The following is a 16,917-nucleotide window of genomic DNA, read 5'->3' on the forward strand; positions in this document are numbered from 1 at the left end:
TTCTTTCTTATTGTAAAACAAAAGAGCCTAGGACACAAGTTGAATTCCTTAAATCCTAAGCTCCGACTCTTATTTGTACAGAGAATCGCGCTTCAGCTATCCCTGATGTTAGTTATATAATGGATATTTTTTAGTTAGCGCTGCTACAGCTGCTTTGACTTCATCATGAACTGCTGTATTTTCTGGATCTTTTAAAACTTGGACGATTAATTTAGCAACTTCTACCGCATCTTCTTCTTTAAAACCACGTGAAGTAATCGCAGGCGTTCCAATACGGATACCACTTGTTTTAAATGGACTTAATTGTTCAAACGGAATTGAATTTTTATTGACAGTAATATTTACACTATCTAAAATAGCTTCTGCTTCTTTTCCATTTAAACCAAAACCTGTCACTTCAATCAGTAATAAGTGGTTGTCTGTTGCCCCACTAATTAAACGAGCTTCTGGCGCTTGATTGAAAACTTTCGTCATCGCTTGTGCATTTGCAATCACTTGCTGACTATATTCAGCAAAACTTGGATCCAAAGCTTCTTTAAAAGCTGCGGCTTTTCCAGCAATCACATGTTCCAATGGGCCACCTTGAATGCCTGGGAAAATACTACTATTTACTTTTTTCGCCAATTCTTCGCTATTTGTCAAAATTAAACCGCCACGAGGACCACGCAATGTTTTATGGGTCGTACTTGTTACGATATCAGCATACGGAACTGGATTTGGGTGCAACCCTGAAGCTACCAAGCCTGCAATATGCGCCATGTCAACCATTAACTTGGCATCTACTTCATCAGCGATTTCACGGAAACGTTTGAAATCAATCGTTCGTGAATACGCACTTGCGCCAGCAACAATTAATTTTGGACGATGTTCTCTTGCTAAAATTCGCACAACATCGTAATCGATTACTTCTGTTGAAGGATCCACTCCATAACTGACAAAATTATAGGTTTTGCCACTAAAGTTAACGGGCGAACCATGTGTTAAGTGACCACCAGCTGATAAATCCATCCCCAAAATGGTATCACCTGGTTCAACCAATGAAAGGTATGCCGCTGTATTGGCTTGAGAACCTGAATGGGCTTGTACATTCGCGAATTTTGCACCAAATAATTCTTTGGCACGATCGATAGCTAAATTTTCTACGATATCGATAAATTCACAACCACCATAGTACCGTTTACCAGGGTAACCTTCTGCGTATTTATTCGTTAAAATACTTCCTTGGGCAGCCATAACTGCTTTTGACACAACATTCTCAGATGCGATTAGTTCCAAGTTATTTTCTTGGCGCTCTTCTTCTCTTGCAATTGCATTCCATAAATCTGGGTCATACGTTTTGTAATCCATTCAAACAACACTCCATTTTGTTTTCTTTTGTCTGATTGTATCATACTTCTGTGTCAGCTTCGTTACAAATACCTCTTATTTTTCAAAAAATTTTTGATTGGCTGATTTTTTCAAGCGATTCATGTAAGCAGTGCCTAAACCAGTTTCTGCAAATCCTTGCGCAAAAATCGTGGTAGCTCCTTGCTCATCTAACGCTCTTAACCCTGCAAATAGTTCTTTTGTGGCATTTTCAACCGTTTCTGCACCATAAGAATAAACAAACGCATTTTCTGTATCTAGTTGTGCTGCCTGTTCATCACTTAAAAATAAGCCGATTTTTTCCTGTTGTTCTTTTGCTTGCTGAATCGCCGCTTGCCATTCTGCTGTTTGACCGCTTATAATCCAAACTTCCGCATCAGGAGAATAGTGTTTGTATTTCATCCCTGGCGCTTTGGGTGCTGCAGTTTCACTAATCAAATGTGTATCGATTTTCACTTGGGGAATAATGCTTTCCAACTGCTCTTTGGTAATTGCTCCTGGTCGTAAAATAACTGGCACACCATCTTCCGCCGTTAAATCCAAGACCGTTGATTCCACCCCAATCTGCGTTGGGCCATCATCTAATATGGCAGCAATTTTCCCCTGCAAATCATGATAAACATGCTCTGCAGATGTTGGACTAGGCTTGCCAGAAGTGTTCGCACTTGGTCCGACCAACGGAACATTGGCTTGTTCAATCAAAGCTAAGGTCGCTTGGTTATCTGGCATACGAAAAGCGACTGTCTCTAAACCACCTGTTACTGTTTTAGAAAATGTATCGCTAGGCACATTAAAAATTAAAGTTAATGGTCCCGGCCAAAAGGCAGACACCAATTTTGTAGCGACTTCTGGTAAGGTCGCCACGTATTTTTTGACCATCTCAACGTTGTTCACATGAACAATCAATGGATTATCACTGGGGCGGCCTTTTACTTGGTAAACTTTTTTTACTGCCGCTTCATTTAAGGCATCAGCACCTAAGCCATAAACAGTTTCTGTTGGAAAAGCCACTAGCTCGCCTGCTTGAATGGCTGCTGCTGCTTGGGCTATTTCTTGTTTGGTTAATTTTTTTGTTTCCATTGCAAATCGCTCCTTCTAGAAAAGTGGCGACGAAGAACCTTAGTTACTCGGCTATCGCGAGGCGATCGTTGCCAGATAAATCTTTTTCAATTTTAATTGTTTTTTGTGGATAGACGGCGCTCAATAATTCTTGGAGGGCCGCGCCTTGTTGAAACCCTATTTCAAAATAAATTTTACCGTCTGCTTTAAGCATCGTTTGACTTTCATGAATTAATTGTTGGTATAAAGCCAAACCGTTATTTTCAGCGAATAAAGCGGTTTTAGGTTCATACGTTCGGACACTTGCATCCATTAAATGCCATTCTTGTTCACTAATATAGGGCGGATTAGAAATAAGCAGATCAATTTTTTCAGAAGCAACTGGCTGTAAGCCATTCCCATGATAAAATTCGATGCCAGCACCTAATGCTTGCGCGTTTTGTTTAGCGACAGTCAACGCTTCCTCCGAAAGATCAATGGCAATAACTCGCCAGTTGGGCCGTGCCAGTTTCAAGCTAATCGCAATGGCACCTGTCCCTGTTCCGACATCCACGACCGTCAAAGGAGTATCTGGATTGGCTTTTAAGCAACGCTCGACTAATTCTTCTGTTTCTGGCCTAGGAATCAAAGTATGTTCATTAACAATAAAGGAATGTCCATAAAATTCAGCTTGTCCTAGTAAATATTGTGCTGGGTAATCTGTCAATAATTGGGCTAAATCCGTTTTTAATTGTTCCTCTTCTTCTTTGGGCATTTCTTCTTGCATATGCAGGAGCCACTGCGTTTTATCCCAACCTTTACGTTCTAAAAAAACATAGTGAATAGCATAGCCTTCTTTGCCTTGCGCCTCTAAAAAAGAAGAAGCCCAGTTAAGGACTTCAAAGTAACGTTTAGCCATTTTGCATCTCTTCTAATTTCGATGTTTGATCATATAAGACTAATGCATCAATGATTTCATCTAATTTGCCAGCAAGAATCTGGTCTAGTTTTTGGATGGTTAAACCAATACGATGATCCGTTACTCGATTTTGTGGGAAGTTATACGTTCTGATTCGTTCTGAACGATCTCCGGTCCCCACCGCCGATTTACGGTTAGCATCATATTCACTTTGTGCTTCTTGTTGAATTTGGTCATACACACGAGCACGCAAAACTTTCATTGCTTTTTCACGGTTTTTTAGCTGTGAACGTTCATCTTGCATTGCGACCACGATTCCTGTTGGTAAATGGGTTAAACGAACAGCCGAAGCGGTTTTATTGACGTGCTGTCCACCAGCGCCACTTGCATGATAAATATCGACACGGATATCTTTATCAGCTAATTCGATTTCGACTTCTTCCGCTTCCGGCATAACTACAACGGTTGCTGTCGATGTATGAATCCGTCCTTGTGATTCTGTTGAAGGAACTCGTTGCACGCGGTGAGCGCCACTTTCGTATTTTAATTTTGAAAAGACGTTATCTCCTGAAATCATCATAATTACTTCTTTATATCCACCGATTCCAGTGACGTTCGCTTCTAAAACTTCCGCTTTCCACCCTTGTGCTTCTGCATATTTTTGGTACATATTAAATAAGTCGCCAGCAAAAAGTGCGGCTTCATCGCCACCTGCTGCACCACGGATTTCCATGATGATATTTTTATCATCATTTGGGTCTTTTGGTAATAATAAAATTTTAATGCGGTCTTCTAACACTTCTTTTTCTTTTTTCAAATCAGAAAGTTCTTCTTTCGCCATCTCGGCCATTTCCGCATCTAAGTTTTCACTTAAAAGTTCTTCGGCATCGCTAATCCCTTCAACAACTTGTTTATATCGGCGATAAACTTCAACCGTCTCACGTGTATTAGCTTCTTCCTTCGATAATTCCATGAAACGTTTTGTATCGCTAATGACTGCTGGGTCACTTAATAATTCGCCCAATTCCTCATAGCGATCTTCAATAGATTGTAATTGATCGTACATAGTGTCTCTCCTTACTGTTCTTCATTCACTGTTTTTGGATGAAAATAATGTTTGCGACAAACAGGATAGTAGGCTTCATTCCCACCAATTTGGACTTGATCCCCTTCATAAACGGGTTTGCCATCAATATAGTGCAAGTTCATAGTTGCTTTTTTATGACAGAACCAGCAAATCGTTTTTAATTCTTCTAATTTGTCTGCATATAAAAGTAAATACTTTGAGCCTTCAAATAATTCATTTCTAAAATCATTCTTTAGCCCAAATGCCATTACTGGAATATCTAATTCGTCAACAATTCGTGCAAATTCAATGACATGATGCTTGTTTAAAAATTGACATTCATCGACTAATACGCAAAAAGGTTTGTAAGACAAATCATTAATCAAGTCAAAGACATTGGTTTCTTCAAAAATTGGAATAGCATCTCTGCGTAATCCGATGCGACTGGATACTTTCCCGACACCATCACGTGTATCTAGTCCACTGGTCATCAAAACAACTGGTTTGTCTTGTTCTTCGTAATTGTGTGCTACTTTTAAGATTTCAATGGTTTTACCACTGTTCATTGCGCCATACTTGAAAAATAATTGAGCCATGTTCACTACACCTTTCCGTTAGTTCCTTACGTATTTTACTATATTTTCAGCAAAAAAGCAGTATTTTTAGCTAAAATGGTCGTGCATTTTTCTGAAAAAAACAGAATCTACGCCAAAGTCATTTTAGCAGGGCTGTTTATACTCCAACTAATGATCCTGCTAGTATGCAATAAAAAAGCCCGAAATTGTAGTTATTTGACTACAATTTCAGACTTTTTAATGCTAGTTATTTTTGAGCAGAGGCAAATTCTGCTGATTGCGTACCTGCTTGACGACCATAAATGATAATATCGGCGATGGCATTGCCTCCGATACGGTTTTGGCCATGCAAGCCACCTGTTAATTCACCAGCAGCATATAGACCTTTAATTGGTGTGCCATCTTCACGTAAAACTTCTGTTTTCGTGTTGATTTTCACGCCACCCATTGTGTGGTGAATCCCTGGTGCAATTTTAATTGCGTAGTAAGGCGCTGTGCTTAAGTCAGCTTCCATTCCAGTTGTCCGGCCAAATTGTTTGTCATCTTTGGCATTAACATCTTGGTTCCAAGTATCAATCGTTGCTTTCAATGTATCGGCAGGCATGCCAATTTTTTCAGCTAATTCTTCAATCGTTTCACCTTTTTCCACGAAACCTTTTTGATCATAGAAATCAATGGCTTTTGCACGGTCGCGAACGCCTTGGTCAAAGACTAAATAAGCTGATTTTTCTGGTAAGGCATTGATTGCTGCAGAAACTTTATCACGTGTATCTAACTCATTAACAAAACGTTCTCCTTTTTGAGAAGCCAAGATTGCGCCTTCTCCACGAACTGCTTCACCAATTAAGAAAGCATCGCTTTGTTGAACAGTTGGGTGAATTTGAATTTCTTTCATATCCACTAACGCACCGCCAACTTTTTGAATCATTTGGATACCGTCACCTGTTGTGCCTTCTTGGTTCGTTGTAACATAGTTTTTCAATTCTGGTTTGTATTGTGTAATTAATTTTTCGTTGGCACCGAAACCACCTGTTGTGACAACGACTGCTTTTGCTTTAACTGTTTTTTCTTTATCATCTTTCATTTTCACTTTTACGCCATCAATTTGACCGTTTTCTTCAACTAAGTCTGTCACGTCAGCATCAACAAACAATGGAATTTTTTCTTCGCGAACGTTACGTACTAAACCGTCAACTAGATAGCCCCCAATTGCTGATCCGTCAGCAGGACGGTGTGTGCGTTTTTCGCTCATTCCACCTGTAATCGTTAAATTGCTCAATGTAATTCCTTTTGTATCTAACCAATCAATTGCTTCAGCTGAATGATCAACAAAATAACGTAGTAATTCTTGATCGTTGGTTCCTTTACCGCCTTTTAGTGTTTCTTCAAAGAATTTATCGTTGCTATCTTTAATGCCTTCTTTTTCTTGGAATTTTGTTTGTGAAGCATTCATTCCTGAAGACGATTTAATTGTATTCCCACCTGCAACAGGCATTTTTTCTAAAATAACTGGATTCATGCCAGCTTCTTTGGCTTGTAATGCAGCGGTCATCCCCGCACCACCTGAACCAACAATAACAACATCATAACTGTCTTTTAGTTCACTTGGATCTGTATAACCATTAGCAGAGGCACCAGATGTTGCTTCTGTTTTTTCAGAAGATGCTTTTGTTTTACCAGCGGCTTTTTCTTGATCGCTTGTACAACCTGTTGCTGCACCTAATAATAACCCTAGGGAAAGAACTCCCATTAACACTTTTTTCATTGTTTTCCCACCTTATAAACTATTGATTTCTACCAACACAATTTCTTATTTTTCATTTGAATAAAAATAACAGTTTGTTACATAAAGTGAACACATTCACATATCAACCGAAATAAAAAAGCTACCACTACTTTTTAAAGTTGTATCGTTAGACAAACTGACCAATTATTAATAAGTTGTTTGGGGAACAACCTATTTTTCTATTCTTTCATAAAATATCATGTTCTCGCTTGTTTGTGGATATTTTCCAATTATTTCTAACGAATTTCTTATTTTTATTTGTCATTTCAAGGATTTTCTGGCAGAATTATTCGTTTGAGGCGAAAAGTTTTGGTATACTTAGTTTAATTAGAATTGGGAGGTTATCTAGTGAACCATACACGTTTGCTGTGGCTGGCACAGCGAAAAAGCGATCGATTTATTCGCAAAAATTTTTCATCTATTCAAATCATCGTCGCTTATTACATATTAATGACGGTTATTTCTTATTTATTGTTTTGCCTCCCTATTTTCAGAGAACCTGACTCGCATGTTCCTTTTATTGATTTATTTTTCTTAGCAATCAGTACAGTCAGTGTTACTGGACTCACCACAGTCGATATTAATTCGGTTTTTAATGATCGTGGGATTGTCTTATTGGAGGTTCTTTTCCAAGTTGGTGGCTTAGGGATTATGATGATTTCAACGGTCTTTTTTATTTTATCAAAACGGCGCATCACATTAAAGCAACGTCAGTTAATTATGACTGACATGAATCAGCCACGACTGAGCGGAATTGTTCGACTGATCCGCACCACTTTTTTGATTTTAATTTGGTTCCAAGTAATCTTCGGCTCGCTCTTTTCGCTTTATTTTTATATAAGTGGTTATTATACAAACTGGCGAGATGCGATATTTTATGGATTTTATCAAGCTATTTCTGCAGTGACTAATTCAGGCTTTGATATTTCAGGTGATTCAATTATTCCTTTTGCTCATGATTATCTCTTTTTACTGGCAATTATGTTCTTAATTTTTATCGGCGGAATTGGATTTCCCGTTTTACTGGAAATTCATGAGTGGTTACATTTTAAGAAAAAGAACTTTCGTAAGAAGAAACGAGGCTTGCCTTTCCGCTTCTCATTGTTTAGTAAAATTGCTTTGCTAGCGTTTATTGTTCTGTTTATTGGTGGGACTATTTTGATTTACTTATTAGAAAAAGATCACCTATTTTTGACAATGAATGAAAGTGGCCGTTGGGTAAGTTCGATGTTTTATTCGATGACTACACGAAACGCTGGCCTCCAAATTAATGATTTAGGGGACTTCCAAATTACAACATTGATTATTTTCTCTGTGTTAATGTTTATTGGTTGTAGTCCTAGCTCTGTTGGTGGTGGTGTTCGAACAACGACTGTTGCGATTATTGGCTTGTATTTGTTAGCCTTTTTAAAAAGTGAAGATGATATTAGCGTCTTTAGCCGTAAAATAGATGACGATGATGTCAAAAAATCGATTGTCGTCTTCATGTTATCTTTGATTATGTGCTTTTTCGCTGTCGTCTTTTTGTCAGCCACTGAAAATCTTCCCTTGATTTCAATCATTGTGGAAGTCGCTTCTGCCTTTGGGACAACCGGTCTTTCTTTGGGCATTACAGACGATTTAACAACAGTAGGTAAATTAATGATTGCCTTATTAATGTTTATTGGACGTATTGGTATGCTTTATACCTTAATGATTTTTGTACCAAAAGAAACACGTGACTTAGGCTACGAATACCCTTCAGAAAAAATTATTATTGGATAAAAAAACAAAGCCTCTCAAGTAAGAGGCTTTGTTTTTTTATTTTTTCATGTGTGTGACTAGTTTGTTATAACTTTCAGAGCGTTCAATTGCATCTTCTTTAGTTTTATCAAGTAAATGTTCGACTACTTCTTGATTCTGTTTAATTGTATGCAACGCAGAGTAACGTGTTTGTTTTTCAAGGAAATCACGCATTTTGTCAAAATCTGTTTTCTTGTAGTCAATGACCATCGGATCTTTGCCTTTCTTAACTAACTCTGGATTATAGCGATAAAGTGGCCAATAGCCAGATTCAACGGCTTCTTTGGCTTGATCTAACGTCCGAACCATTCCACCTTTGACCCCGTGATTAATACATGGGGTATAACCAATGATAATTGATGGGCCTGGGTACCGCTCCGCTTCGTCAATTGCTTTAATCGTTTGCATTGAGTTTGCGCCTAAAGCCACTTGTGCAACATAGACATTCCCATAAGTGATTGCCATCATCCCTAAATCTTTTTTAGAGGTATGTTTCCCACCCGCTGAGAATTTGGCAATGGCTGAAGCTGGTGTAGCTTTAGATGTTTGTCCGCCTGTATTGGCATACACTTCGTTATCCATAACAAAAATATTAACATCTTCCCCACTAGCAAGAACATGATCAATGCCGCTAAACCCGATATCATAGGCCCAACCATCGCCGCCGACAATCCATTGACTCGTTTTCACTAATAAATCTTTTTGTTCGTAAATTTTTGTTAAAAGTGGATCTTCATCGGCTTCTTCACTTAATGCCGCCGCTAGTTTGGTTGCTCGCTGTTGTGTTCCTTCCCCTTCAGCCATGTGTTCCAACCAATCATTTAACAAGGCTTGAAGTGAATCTGATCCGACATTTTTAGCAAGACTTTCTTCAACCAGACTAGCTAAATGTTGCCGTTTCGTTCGATTGGCAATATACATACCATAACCATATTCCGCATTATCTTCAAACAGCGAATTACTCCAAGCTGGTCCTTGGCCACATTCGTTCGTTGTATAAGGCGTCACCGGTGACGAACCACCCCAAATTGATGAACAGCCTGTTGCGTTAGCAATCATCATTCGATCACCAAATAGTTGCGTCAACAACTTAATATAAGGTGTTTCGCCACAGCCTTCACAAGCACCTGAAAATTCCATCAATGGCTGGTTAAATTGGGAACCTTTAACAGAAAGTTTTTTGACTGGGTTGGCTTTTTGTTTAAGAGTCATCGCAAAGGCCCAATTCATCGCTTGCTCTTTCTGAGTTTCATAAGGTTTCATTAAAATCGCCTTGTCTTTCACGGGACATGCCTGAACACAAAGACCACAACCTGTACAGTCTTCTAAAGAAACTTGGATACGATACATCAACCCATCTGTGCCACGCATTTCGCGCATGGCAAAACCTGCAGGTGCTTCTTTCAGTTCTTCTTCATCCGCTAAAAACGGTCGAATAGCCGCATGTGGACAAACAAAGGCACATTCATTACACATCGTACACTTATCCATTTGCCACTCAGGTACTTCTAACGCAATGCCACGTTTTTCATAAGCCGCAGTGCCCATAGGAATGGCACCGCCCTTCATTCCGTTTTCAATCAAATCTGAAACGGTCAGCTGATCCCCTTCTTGACGATTGATCGGTTCTAAAATATTTGTCACAAAAGCTGGAGCTTCCGACTCTTGATTTTCTGGCTCTAAAACAATGGTTGCCCAATCTTCTGGAACTACAATTTCTTGCAGCGATTCAAAGGTAGCATCAATCGCTTGGTAATTTTTTTCAACAATTTCCATTGATTTTTTTCCATAAGTCTTTTTCACTTCTTCTTTAAGTAACGGTAAATATTGCTCTTTCGTTAAAATATCTGTTACTTCAAAAAAGGCAGTAGACATCACTGTATTGATCCGACGGCCTAAGCCTACTTTGCGAGCTAACTCAACCGCATTGATAATATAAAATTTGATTTGGTGCTCCCCAATATATTTTTTTAACTTAGCCGGTAATAAACGATGAACCTTTTCTTGATCCCAAATAGTATTCAGTAAAAACGTTCCGCCATCTTTTAAACCTTTTAACAAGTCGTATTTATGCAAATAGGAAGCATTATGACAAGCGATGAAATCTGCTTGTTCAATTAAATACGTGGAAGTAATTGGCTCTTTACCAAAACGCAGATGCGAAACGGTTAAACCGCCTGATTTTTTAGAATCATAACTAAAGTAAGCTTGTGCATAAAGGTCGGTATGATCTCCGATAATTTTAATCGCTTGCTTGTTTGCTCCCACAGTTCCGTCAGAACCAAAGCCCCAAAATTTTGCTTGGAAGGTAGTATCTGGCGTTAAATCTAAAGTAGGTTCTTCTGGCAATGATTGATAGGTTACATCATCAACGATTCCCACCGTAAAGCGTTGTTTTAATTCTTTAAATGGCAATAACAAATGATCATAGATCGCTTTAATTTGATTAGGCGCTACGTCTTTAGAGCCTAACCCATAACGTCCACCAATCACAATTGGTCGATTTTCATGTTGATAAAGAGCGCTTTGAACATCTAGCAATAACGGTTCCCCTTCGGCTCCTGATTCTTTTGTTCGATCTAAAACCGCAACCTTTTCTACTGTAGCTGGTAATTTTTCAAGAAGGTTTTCGGTAGGAAATGGACGATATAAATGAATATTGATAAAACCAACTTTGCGTCCTTGTTGATTGAGATAGTCGACTGTTTGTTTGATTACTGGCGAAGCCGACCCCATTGAAATAATGACTTCTGTTGCATCTTCAACCCCGTAATAATCGGTTAAATCATACGTTGTTCCACGAAGATGGTTAATTTTTTCCATGTATTTTTGAACAATTTTTGGCATTTCTTCGTAATTTTTATTGACTGTTTCTCTTTGTTGAAAATGAATGTCAGGATTTTGAGCGGTCCCTGAAACAGTGGGATGATTAGGATTCATGCCTCCCATTCTAAAACGAGTTACAGCTTCCTGATTCACCATTTCTTTCAGGTCATCATAATCAATCACTTCGATTTTTTGTAGTTCATGGCTCGTTCTAAAACCATCAAAAAAGTTTACAAAAGGTAAACTACCTTCTAAGCTAGCTAAATGAGCAACTGCCGACAAATCCATCACTTCTTGAACACTTGATTCTGCTAACATACAAAAACCTGTTTGGCGGGTAGCCATCACATCGCCATGATCACCAAAAATACTCAACGCACTTGTCGTTACTGCCCGAGCCGCCACATGAAACACAGAAGGCAGCAATTCTCCTGCGATTTTATACATATTGGGAATCATCAACAGTAAACCTTGTGAAGCAGTATAAGTAGTGGTTAACGCACCTGTTTTTAACGAACCATGAACTACTCCCGCTGCCCCAGCTTCTGATTGCATTTCAATAACTTGAACTTTTTGACCATAAATATTTTTTAAACCACTTTCCGCCCATTCATCTACCAACTCAGCCATTGTTGAACTTGGTGTGATAGGATAAATAGCGGCAACTTCTGTAAACGCATATGAAATATAAGCCGCTGCGGTGTTTCCATCCATTGTTTTTTTCATTTTTTCACCTTTTATCTTTCCTAAACATTGCTTGTGACTGTTGTTTTTTGTGTTTTGACATACTGATCAATTGCATTAGCTGCGATTTTCCCAGCGCCCATCGCTAAAATAACGGTGGCAGCACCTGTGACTATATCGCCCCCAGCAAAAACGCCAGGTATTGAGGTTGCTCCTGTTTTAGGATCAGCTTGAATGTAACCCCATTGGTTTAGTTCTATTTCTGGATATGTTGATAACAAGACGCGATTTGCCCCTTGGCCAATTGCCTCGATTACTGCATCAGCAGGAATGGTAAACGTGCTGTCTGGAACCGGTTCTGGCCGTCGTCTTCCAGACACATCTGGTTCACCTAAAACCATTTTGACACATTCAACACCGGCTAGATTTCCTTGTTGGTCATCTAAATAAGCAATTGGATTCGTTAACCAATAATAGTTAATTCCTTCTTCAAGGGAATGGTGGTATTCTTCAATTCTTGCTGGTAATTCTTCTAACGAACGACGATACACAATGTTCACATTTTCAGCGCCTAATCGTTTGGCTGAACGAGCGGCATCCATTGCAACATTCCCGCCGCCAATCACAACAACATTTTTAGCACGTTTAATCGGTGTATCATATTCTGGAAACTCATAGCTATGCATTAAATTGATTCGTGTTAAAAATTCACTAGAAGAATAAACCCCATTTAAACTAGTTCCTGGGATTCCCATAAAATTTGGTGCCCCTGCACCAACCGATAGATAACAGGCATCAAACTCTGACATTATTTCTTCCATCGTAATCGTTTTACCTACTACCACATTGGTTTCTATTGTTACACCTAAGGCTTCAATACTCGCAATTTCTTGTTTAACAATTTTTTTCGGTAATCGAAATTCAGGTATGCCATAGGTTAATACGCCACCAGCTTCATGAAGCGCTTCAAAAATAATTACTTCGTAGCCTAGCTTTGCCAAATCCCCCGCAACTGTTAACCCAGAAGGACCAGAACCGACCACTGCGATTTTCCCTTTTGTTGGTTCCGCTGTTTTCTTAGGAAACTTGTGATTTTCTAATGCCCAATCGGCAACTAAACGTTCTAATTTGCCAATTGCCACTGGTTCAAAGTTTTTGGCTTTCCCTAATTTACAAACTTGTTCACATTGTTTCTCTTGCGGACAAACGCGTCCACAAATAGCAGGTAAATTCGTATATTTACTTAAAATATCGGCTGCTTGTTCCATGTTTCCTTCACGAATAGCTAAAATAAATCCAGGAATATCAATCATCACGGGGCATTTAGCAATACAAGGTGCATTTTTACATTGTAAACAGCGAATCGCTTCTTCTTGCCCTTCTGCTAATGTATAGCCTAAGCAAACCTCTTCAAAATTATTCTTTCTGATAGTAGGTGCTTGTTCCGCAATCGGTGTTTTTATACGACTTTTTCTAGCCATTTTTCTCCACCTGCTCTTTCAAACGATCTGTAAAGCAAACTGCTTCTTCTTCCTGATATTGCTTCATTCGATTAATGAATTCATCCCAATTTACTTCATTGCCTTTAAACTCAGGTCCATCAACACAGGCAAATTTCATGGTGCCATCAACAGTGACCCGACAACCGCCACACATGCCTGTTCCGTCAATCATAATAGGATTCAAGGAAACATAAATTGGTAATTGATGTTTTTCAGCTGTCAAGGTACAAAATTTCATCATGATGCTGGGCCCAATCGCCCAACTGCACGCTACAGATTCACGTGCAATAACTTCTTCCATCGCTTCTGTTACTAAGCCCTTTTTACCTAATGAACCATCATCCGTTGTAATGATTAGCTCATCTGAATAACGACGGCATTCTTCTTGTAACAGAACTAACTCAGCTGTTCGTGCCCCCAAAATCGTAATCACTCGGTTGCCTGCTTCTTTTAAAGCCTTGATAATTGGATAAATAGCCGCGATACCAACCCCGCCACCGACAACCATCACCGTTCCATATTGCTTCACTTCTGTGGGCATACCTAAAGGTCCAGTGACATCCAACAAAGAGTCTGAAGTTTTAAGTTGGGAAAGTGCAGCTGTTGTCTTACCGATTACTTGGAAAATAATTCGAATACTGCCTGCTTGTGGATTTGTCTCCGCAATCGTTAAGGGGATCCGTTCTCCCTTTTCGTCAATTCTTAAAATAACAAACTGTCCAGCCTGAGCATGTGTCGCTATTCTTGGCGCTTCCAGCCAAAAATCAAATGTATTACTAGATAATTGAGTCGATTGAAGAATATTAAACATTGAAATACCTACCTTCATCGTTCCTTTTCATTCTGACTCCTACTTTCTTAAACCCTTAGGCAACGCTATCAGATAAAGTTGTGGCGACACTTTTAACAAATGTTTTTAGCATTTCGATGTCTTCTTCTTCTGCATTGTTTTCAATTTCAACTGTTTCAGCTACTTTTTTAGCACCAGCTTTTTCAAAAGCTCCTACAAAATCATGCGCTGATTTACAGAAAAATTCACCATATTCACGATCACCGGAGCCAACAACACCAAATGGCTTACCTGCTAAATCCTTCTCAGTTAATTCATCAAAGAAATCTTCAAATTCAAAAGGCAGTTCCCCATCACCATAAGTATACGTTGCGATAATACAAGCATCTGCATCATCAAAGAAGTCTACATCAACTTCTGAACATTCTTCACGTTCTACTTCAACTCCAGCTTCTTGAAACTGTTCTTCCAAAATCTCGGAAATTTCTTCTGTGTTTCCAGTCATACTTGCATAAACAATTTTTACTAGTGCCATCTTCATTCATTTCCTTTCTTTTTCCTAAATATTTCAATGCATTCAAATGCAATTGTAACCCCTTACATTAATCCTTAAAAAAATAACTTTTACAAATGATTTTATTCACAAACTAATCTAACTAAGTATGTACTCTTCCCCTTTCGAGATAGAGTATTTTTTACTACGTCTTTACTATACCACATTCCAAACCTTTTTAACAATATTTTTAAGGTAAAAAAAATATTATTTAGGTTCTTTTTTATAAAACGTTTTTCCTTCTTCCAATCATAAAAATTGCTTCTAAAACCGCTCCCCCTAATGCACGAGCTTTGTCGGAGATCGTCAAGCAATCGACTTTCTCAACTGGTCGAGGATCTACATCTGCACACTTCAAACCTTGATAACATGTTACCTTTTCTGAAATCAATCCTCTCAAAGTCCCTGTCAGAGGCGAATAAACTGGAACCTGATCGATTAAAAATAATGCTTCCCCTTTCAACACGAGATCCCCTATGTTTTTAAGGTGGGTAACTTGTCCTGAAGCAGGGGCATGGACAACTCGTTCCGCACTTTTTCCGCCAATTTCACCTGGAATACCTGTATTAGGTAAAGCTGTTCCTTCAAAGTATAAACGTCCCAACCTATGGCCACGCATTGTCTCAATCACAACATCGACATCTTGCGGTGCTGAAAAGCCTGGTCCTAAAGCAATCGTAATCGGTGCCATTCCTCGATGCGTACCTAAATTTTTCTTAGCCAAAATCGCATCGATAACAATCAGTGGTTTCAATTGTTGAATAGCACTTGCTGTTTGATCGACAAAAACAGGCAGCTTATTTTGCTGCCAACATTTCGCGCAATCCTTTAATGAAATAATTCGAACAGCAACCAAATCTTCCACTCTTTGTTCTTTCTGAAAAATAGCATCACAAACTGAAACAGTCCGCCGAATGGCCAGAGGACATTCTGTTTCTAATACTAGTATTTTAAAGCCAACGTGCCATAATTTTTGGATAACACCTGTCGCTAGATCGCCCCCTCCGCGAACAATCACTAATTTTTCTTGGATGTTTTGACTGATTTCTCCCATAAAATAAGTCCTTTCTCTAATTCCATATTGCAAGCAATAATCTTGTCTAATTTTTCAAAACAGCTTTTGGGTAACTGAAGACAGACATTCATCGCTTGAACGAACTCTCTTCGCGTATGGGTTTGATTTAAACACAAAATTCGTTTGCCTTGGCTCTCTTTAAACAATCCTTTTGGATGAGCAATCAGTTGAGCTAACAATGTTTCTGTGATTGGTTCTTGTAGTTGCGCATCGGTTAATTCCAAAAAAAGCGGCAACCGATGAATGGTCGTTTCATCTATCTTTTGACCAATCACAGAAATCGGAAGCACACCAATTGTGGTGGTTGTTTCTTTTAATATCACGGGTTCATAAGAGGACCAGCCTTTCAAAGGTCGTTGTTTGGACCCATCCGCTTCTAAAAAAACTTTCGTGAAGTGCTGAAACAATGTTTGAAACGAGGTCATTGCAGGCATCGTTAGTTTTGTTTGGTTGTTGACAGCGGTTCCTGCTAAAGTGATTCCGCAGATATTCGGCGTTATTTTTTCAAAATGGTTTGTATAAAAATAATCATACAATTGACGTTGGGGAAACCCAATTTTTGTGGTTGTACTAACCAGAACAGCTTCTTTTCGATATGTTTTTGCTAGCGCCCACATTAAGCTTGTTTTCCCACCACTACCAACAATCGACACAATCTCCTTTCCTTGTAAATCAAAACACTTTTTTAAGGACTCCACAGTTGGTACCTCCTTTCCCCAAGGTCATTTTTCACAGAAAAAATAGAGGCTACGCGTACTTTTGCTTCTTCTAAAAAACATACACTGTGAGTTATTTCCGCTTCATTAATGAGTAAACCGATCCCACAGCCATCCGTCAATGATGGTGGCAAAGTAAAGACGCGAACAGCCACCTTTCTTGCCAACAGTACTTGTTCTGCCAGAACAGCATAATGTGTATTCGGAAAGGTTAGCAAATACTCCATCTTTTCACCTTCT

General features: G+C 38.9%; 14 protein-coding genes. 1 reads left to right on the top strand and 13 read right to left on the bottom strand.

Annotated elements, in window-relative coordinates:
* Positions 1 to 108: 108 nt before the first annotated feature.
* The 6 genes from glyA to IGL13_RS09645 form a co-directional block, all read right to left on the bottom strand.
* On the bottom strand, positions 109 to 1,347 hold the full coding sequence (gene glyA, locus IGL13_RS09620; protein ID WP_002356623.1) for a serine hydroxymethyltransferase: 1,239 nt from the start codon (positions 1,345 to 1,347) through the stop codon (positions 109 to 111).
* A 75-nt stretch (positions 1,348 to 1,422) separates the two neighbouring features.
* Complete coding sequence (locus IGL13_RS09625) at positions 1,423 to 2,445, bottom strand: L-threonylcarbamoyladenylate synthase (RefSeq protein WP_002356622.1); 1,023 nt, start codon at positions 2,443 to 2,445, stop codon at positions 1,423 to 1,425.
* A gap of 43 nt (positions 2,446 to 2,488) precedes the next feature.
* Entirely contained in the window at positions 2,489 to 3,322 is an 834-nt protein-coding gene (gene prmC, locus IGL13_RS09630) for a peptide chain release factor N(5)-glutamine methyltransferase (protein ID WP_002378583.1), read from the bottom strand.
* Positions 3,315 to 4,388, bottom strand: a complete 1,074-nt coding sequence (gene prfA / locus IGL13_RS09635; protein WP_002356619.1) for a peptide chain release factor 1 — start codon at positions 4,386 to 4,388, stop codon at positions 3,315 to 3,317. Before prfA ends, prmC begins: the two co-directional genes overlap by 8 nt.
* Before the next feature lie 11 nt (positions 4,389 to 4,399).
* Positions 4,400 to 4,984: a thymidine kinase gene (locus IGL13_RS09640; RefSeq protein WP_002356618.1), complete on the bottom strand. Its 585-nt coding sequence runs from the start codon at positions 4,982 to 4,984 to the stop codon at positions 4,400 to 4,402.
* A 226-nt stretch (positions 4,985 to 5,210) separates the two neighbouring features.
* Entirely contained in the window at positions 5,211 to 6,728 is a 1,518-nt protein-coding gene (locus IGL13_RS09645; protein ID WP_002356617.1) for a flavocytochrome c, read from the bottom strand.
* Positions 6,729 to 7,097: 369 nt separating this feature from the next.
* Here IGL13_RS09645 and IGL13_RS09650 point away from each other — a divergent pair, with 369 nt between their 5' ends.
* Positions 7,098 to 8,513, top strand: a complete 1,416-nt coding sequence (locus IGL13_RS09650) for a Ktr system potassium uptake protein D (protein ID WP_002385738.1) — start codon at positions 7,098 to 7,100, stop codon at positions 8,511 to 8,513.
* Between the two features lie 36 nt (positions 8,514 to 8,549).
* On the opposite strand, the gene nifJ is transcribed toward IGL13_RS09650, so the two are convergent.
* The 7 genes from nifJ to IGL13_RS09685 all read right to left on the bottom strand — a co-directional run bounded on the left by nifJ (position 8,550) and on the right by IGL13_RS09685 (position 16,904).
* Positions 8,550 to 12,083: a pyruvate:ferredoxin (flavodoxin) oxidoreductase gene (gene nifJ / locus IGL13_RS09655; RefSeq protein WP_002378585.1), complete on the bottom strand. Its 3,534-nt coding sequence runs from the start codon at positions 12,081 to 12,083 to the stop codon at positions 8,550 to 8,552.
* A 20-nt stretch (positions 12,084 to 12,103) separates the two neighbouring features.
* Positions 12,104 to 13,522: an NADPH-dependent glutamate synthase gene (gltA, locus tag IGL13_RS09660; protein WP_002365018.1), complete on the bottom strand. Its 1,419-nt coding sequence runs from the start codon at positions 13,520 to 13,522 to the stop codon at positions 12,104 to 12,106.
* Entirely contained in the window at positions 13,515 to 14,372 is an 858-nt protein-coding gene (locus tag IGL13_RS09665; RefSeq protein ID WP_002370486.1) for a sulfide/dihydroorotate dehydrogenase-like FAD/NAD-binding protein, read from the bottom strand. Before IGL13_RS09665 ends, gltA begins: the two co-directional genes overlap by 8 nt.
* 37 nt (positions 14,373 to 14,409) lie before the next feature.
* The gene (locus tag IGL13_RS09670) at positions 14,410 to 14,874 is read right to left on the bottom strand and encodes a flavodoxin (RefSeq protein WP_002382673.1); all 465 of its coding nucleotides are present in this window, start codon (positions 14,872 to 14,874) and stop codon (positions 14,410 to 14,412) included.
* Positions 14,875 to 15,109: 235 nt separating this feature from the next.
* Complete coding sequence (gene yqeB, locus IGL13_RS09675) at positions 15,110 to 15,940, bottom strand: selenium-dependent molybdenum cofactor biosynthesis protein YqeB (protein ID WP_002378586.1); 831 nt, start codon at positions 15,938 to 15,940, stop codon at positions 15,110 to 15,112.
* Entirely contained in the window at positions 15,904 to 16,659 is a 756-nt protein-coding gene (yqeC, locus tag IGL13_RS09680; protein ID WP_002378588.1) for a selenium cofactor biosynthesis protein YqeC, read from the bottom strand. The genes yqeB and yqeC overlap by 37 nt, the downstream gene beginning before the upstream one ends.
* Positions 16,647 to 16,904 (bottom strand): DUF3343 domain-containing protein, encoded by a 258-nt coding sequence (locus tag IGL13_RS09685; RefSeq protein ID WP_002356603.1) that lies wholly within the window; start codon positions 16,902 to 16,904, stop codon positions 16,647 to 16,649. Before IGL13_RS09685 ends, yqeC begins: the two co-directional genes overlap by 13 nt.
* Positions 16,905 to 16,917: the final 13 nt, after the last annotated feature.

It is taken from the genome of Enterococcus sp. DIV1937 (assembly GCF_050535975.1).
Classification (GTDB): Bacteria; Bacillota; Bacilli; order Lactobacillales; family Enterococcaceae; genus Enterococcus; species Enterococcus faecalis.

What these genes read in the sequence shown, in the direction of transcription:
- IGL13_RS09625 (WP_002356622.1), bottom strand. Translation starts at nt 2,445, where the DNA reads ATGGAAACAAAAAAATTAACCAAACAAGAAATAGCCCAAGCAGCAGCA.
- IGL13_RS09645 (WP_002356617.1), bottom strand. Translation starts at nt 6,728, where the DNA reads ATGAAAAAAGTGTTAATGGGAGTTCTTTCCCTAGGGTTATTATTAGGT.
- prfA (WP_002356619.1), bottom strand. Translation starts at nt 4,388, where the DNA reads ATGTACGATCAATTACAATCTATTGAAGATCGCTATGAGGAATTGGGC.
- glyA (WP_002356623.1), bottom strand. Translation starts at nt 1,347, where the DNA reads ATGGATTACAAAACGTATGACCCAGATTTATGGAATGCAATTGCAAGA.
- IGL13_RS09665 (WP_002370486.1), bottom strand. Translation starts at nt 14,372, where the DNA reads ATGAAGGTAGGTATTTCAATGTTTAATATTCTTCAATCGACTCAATTA.
- gltA (WP_002365018.1), bottom strand. Translation starts at nt 13,522, where the DNA reads ATGGCTAGAAAAAGTCGTATAAAAACACCGATTGCGGAACAAGCACCT.
- IGL13_RS09685 (WP_002356603.1), bottom strand. Translation starts at nt 16,904, where the DNA reads ATGGAGTATTTGCTAACCTTTCCGAATACACATTATGCTGTTCTGGCA.
- prmC (WP_002378583.1), bottom strand. Translation starts at nt 3,322, where the DNA reads ATGGCTAAACGTTACTTTGAAGTCCTTAACTGGGCTTCTTCTTTTTTA.
- yqeB (WP_002378586.1), bottom strand. Translation starts at nt 15,940, where the DNA reads ATGGGAGAAATCAGTCAAAACATCCAAGAAAAATTAGTGATTGTTCGC.
- IGL13_RS09640 (WP_002356618.1), bottom strand. Translation starts at nt 4,984, where the DNA reads ATGGCTCAATTATTTTTCAAGTATGGCGCAATGAACAGTGGTAAAACC.
- IGL13_RS09670 (WP_002382673.1), bottom strand. Translation starts at nt 14,874, where the DNA reads ATGAAGATGGCACTAGTAAAAATTGTTTATGCAAGTATGACTGGAAAC.
- nifJ (WP_002378585.1), bottom strand. Translation starts at nt 12,083, where the DNA reads ATGAAAAAAACAATGGATGGAAACACCGCAGCGGCTTATATTTCATAT.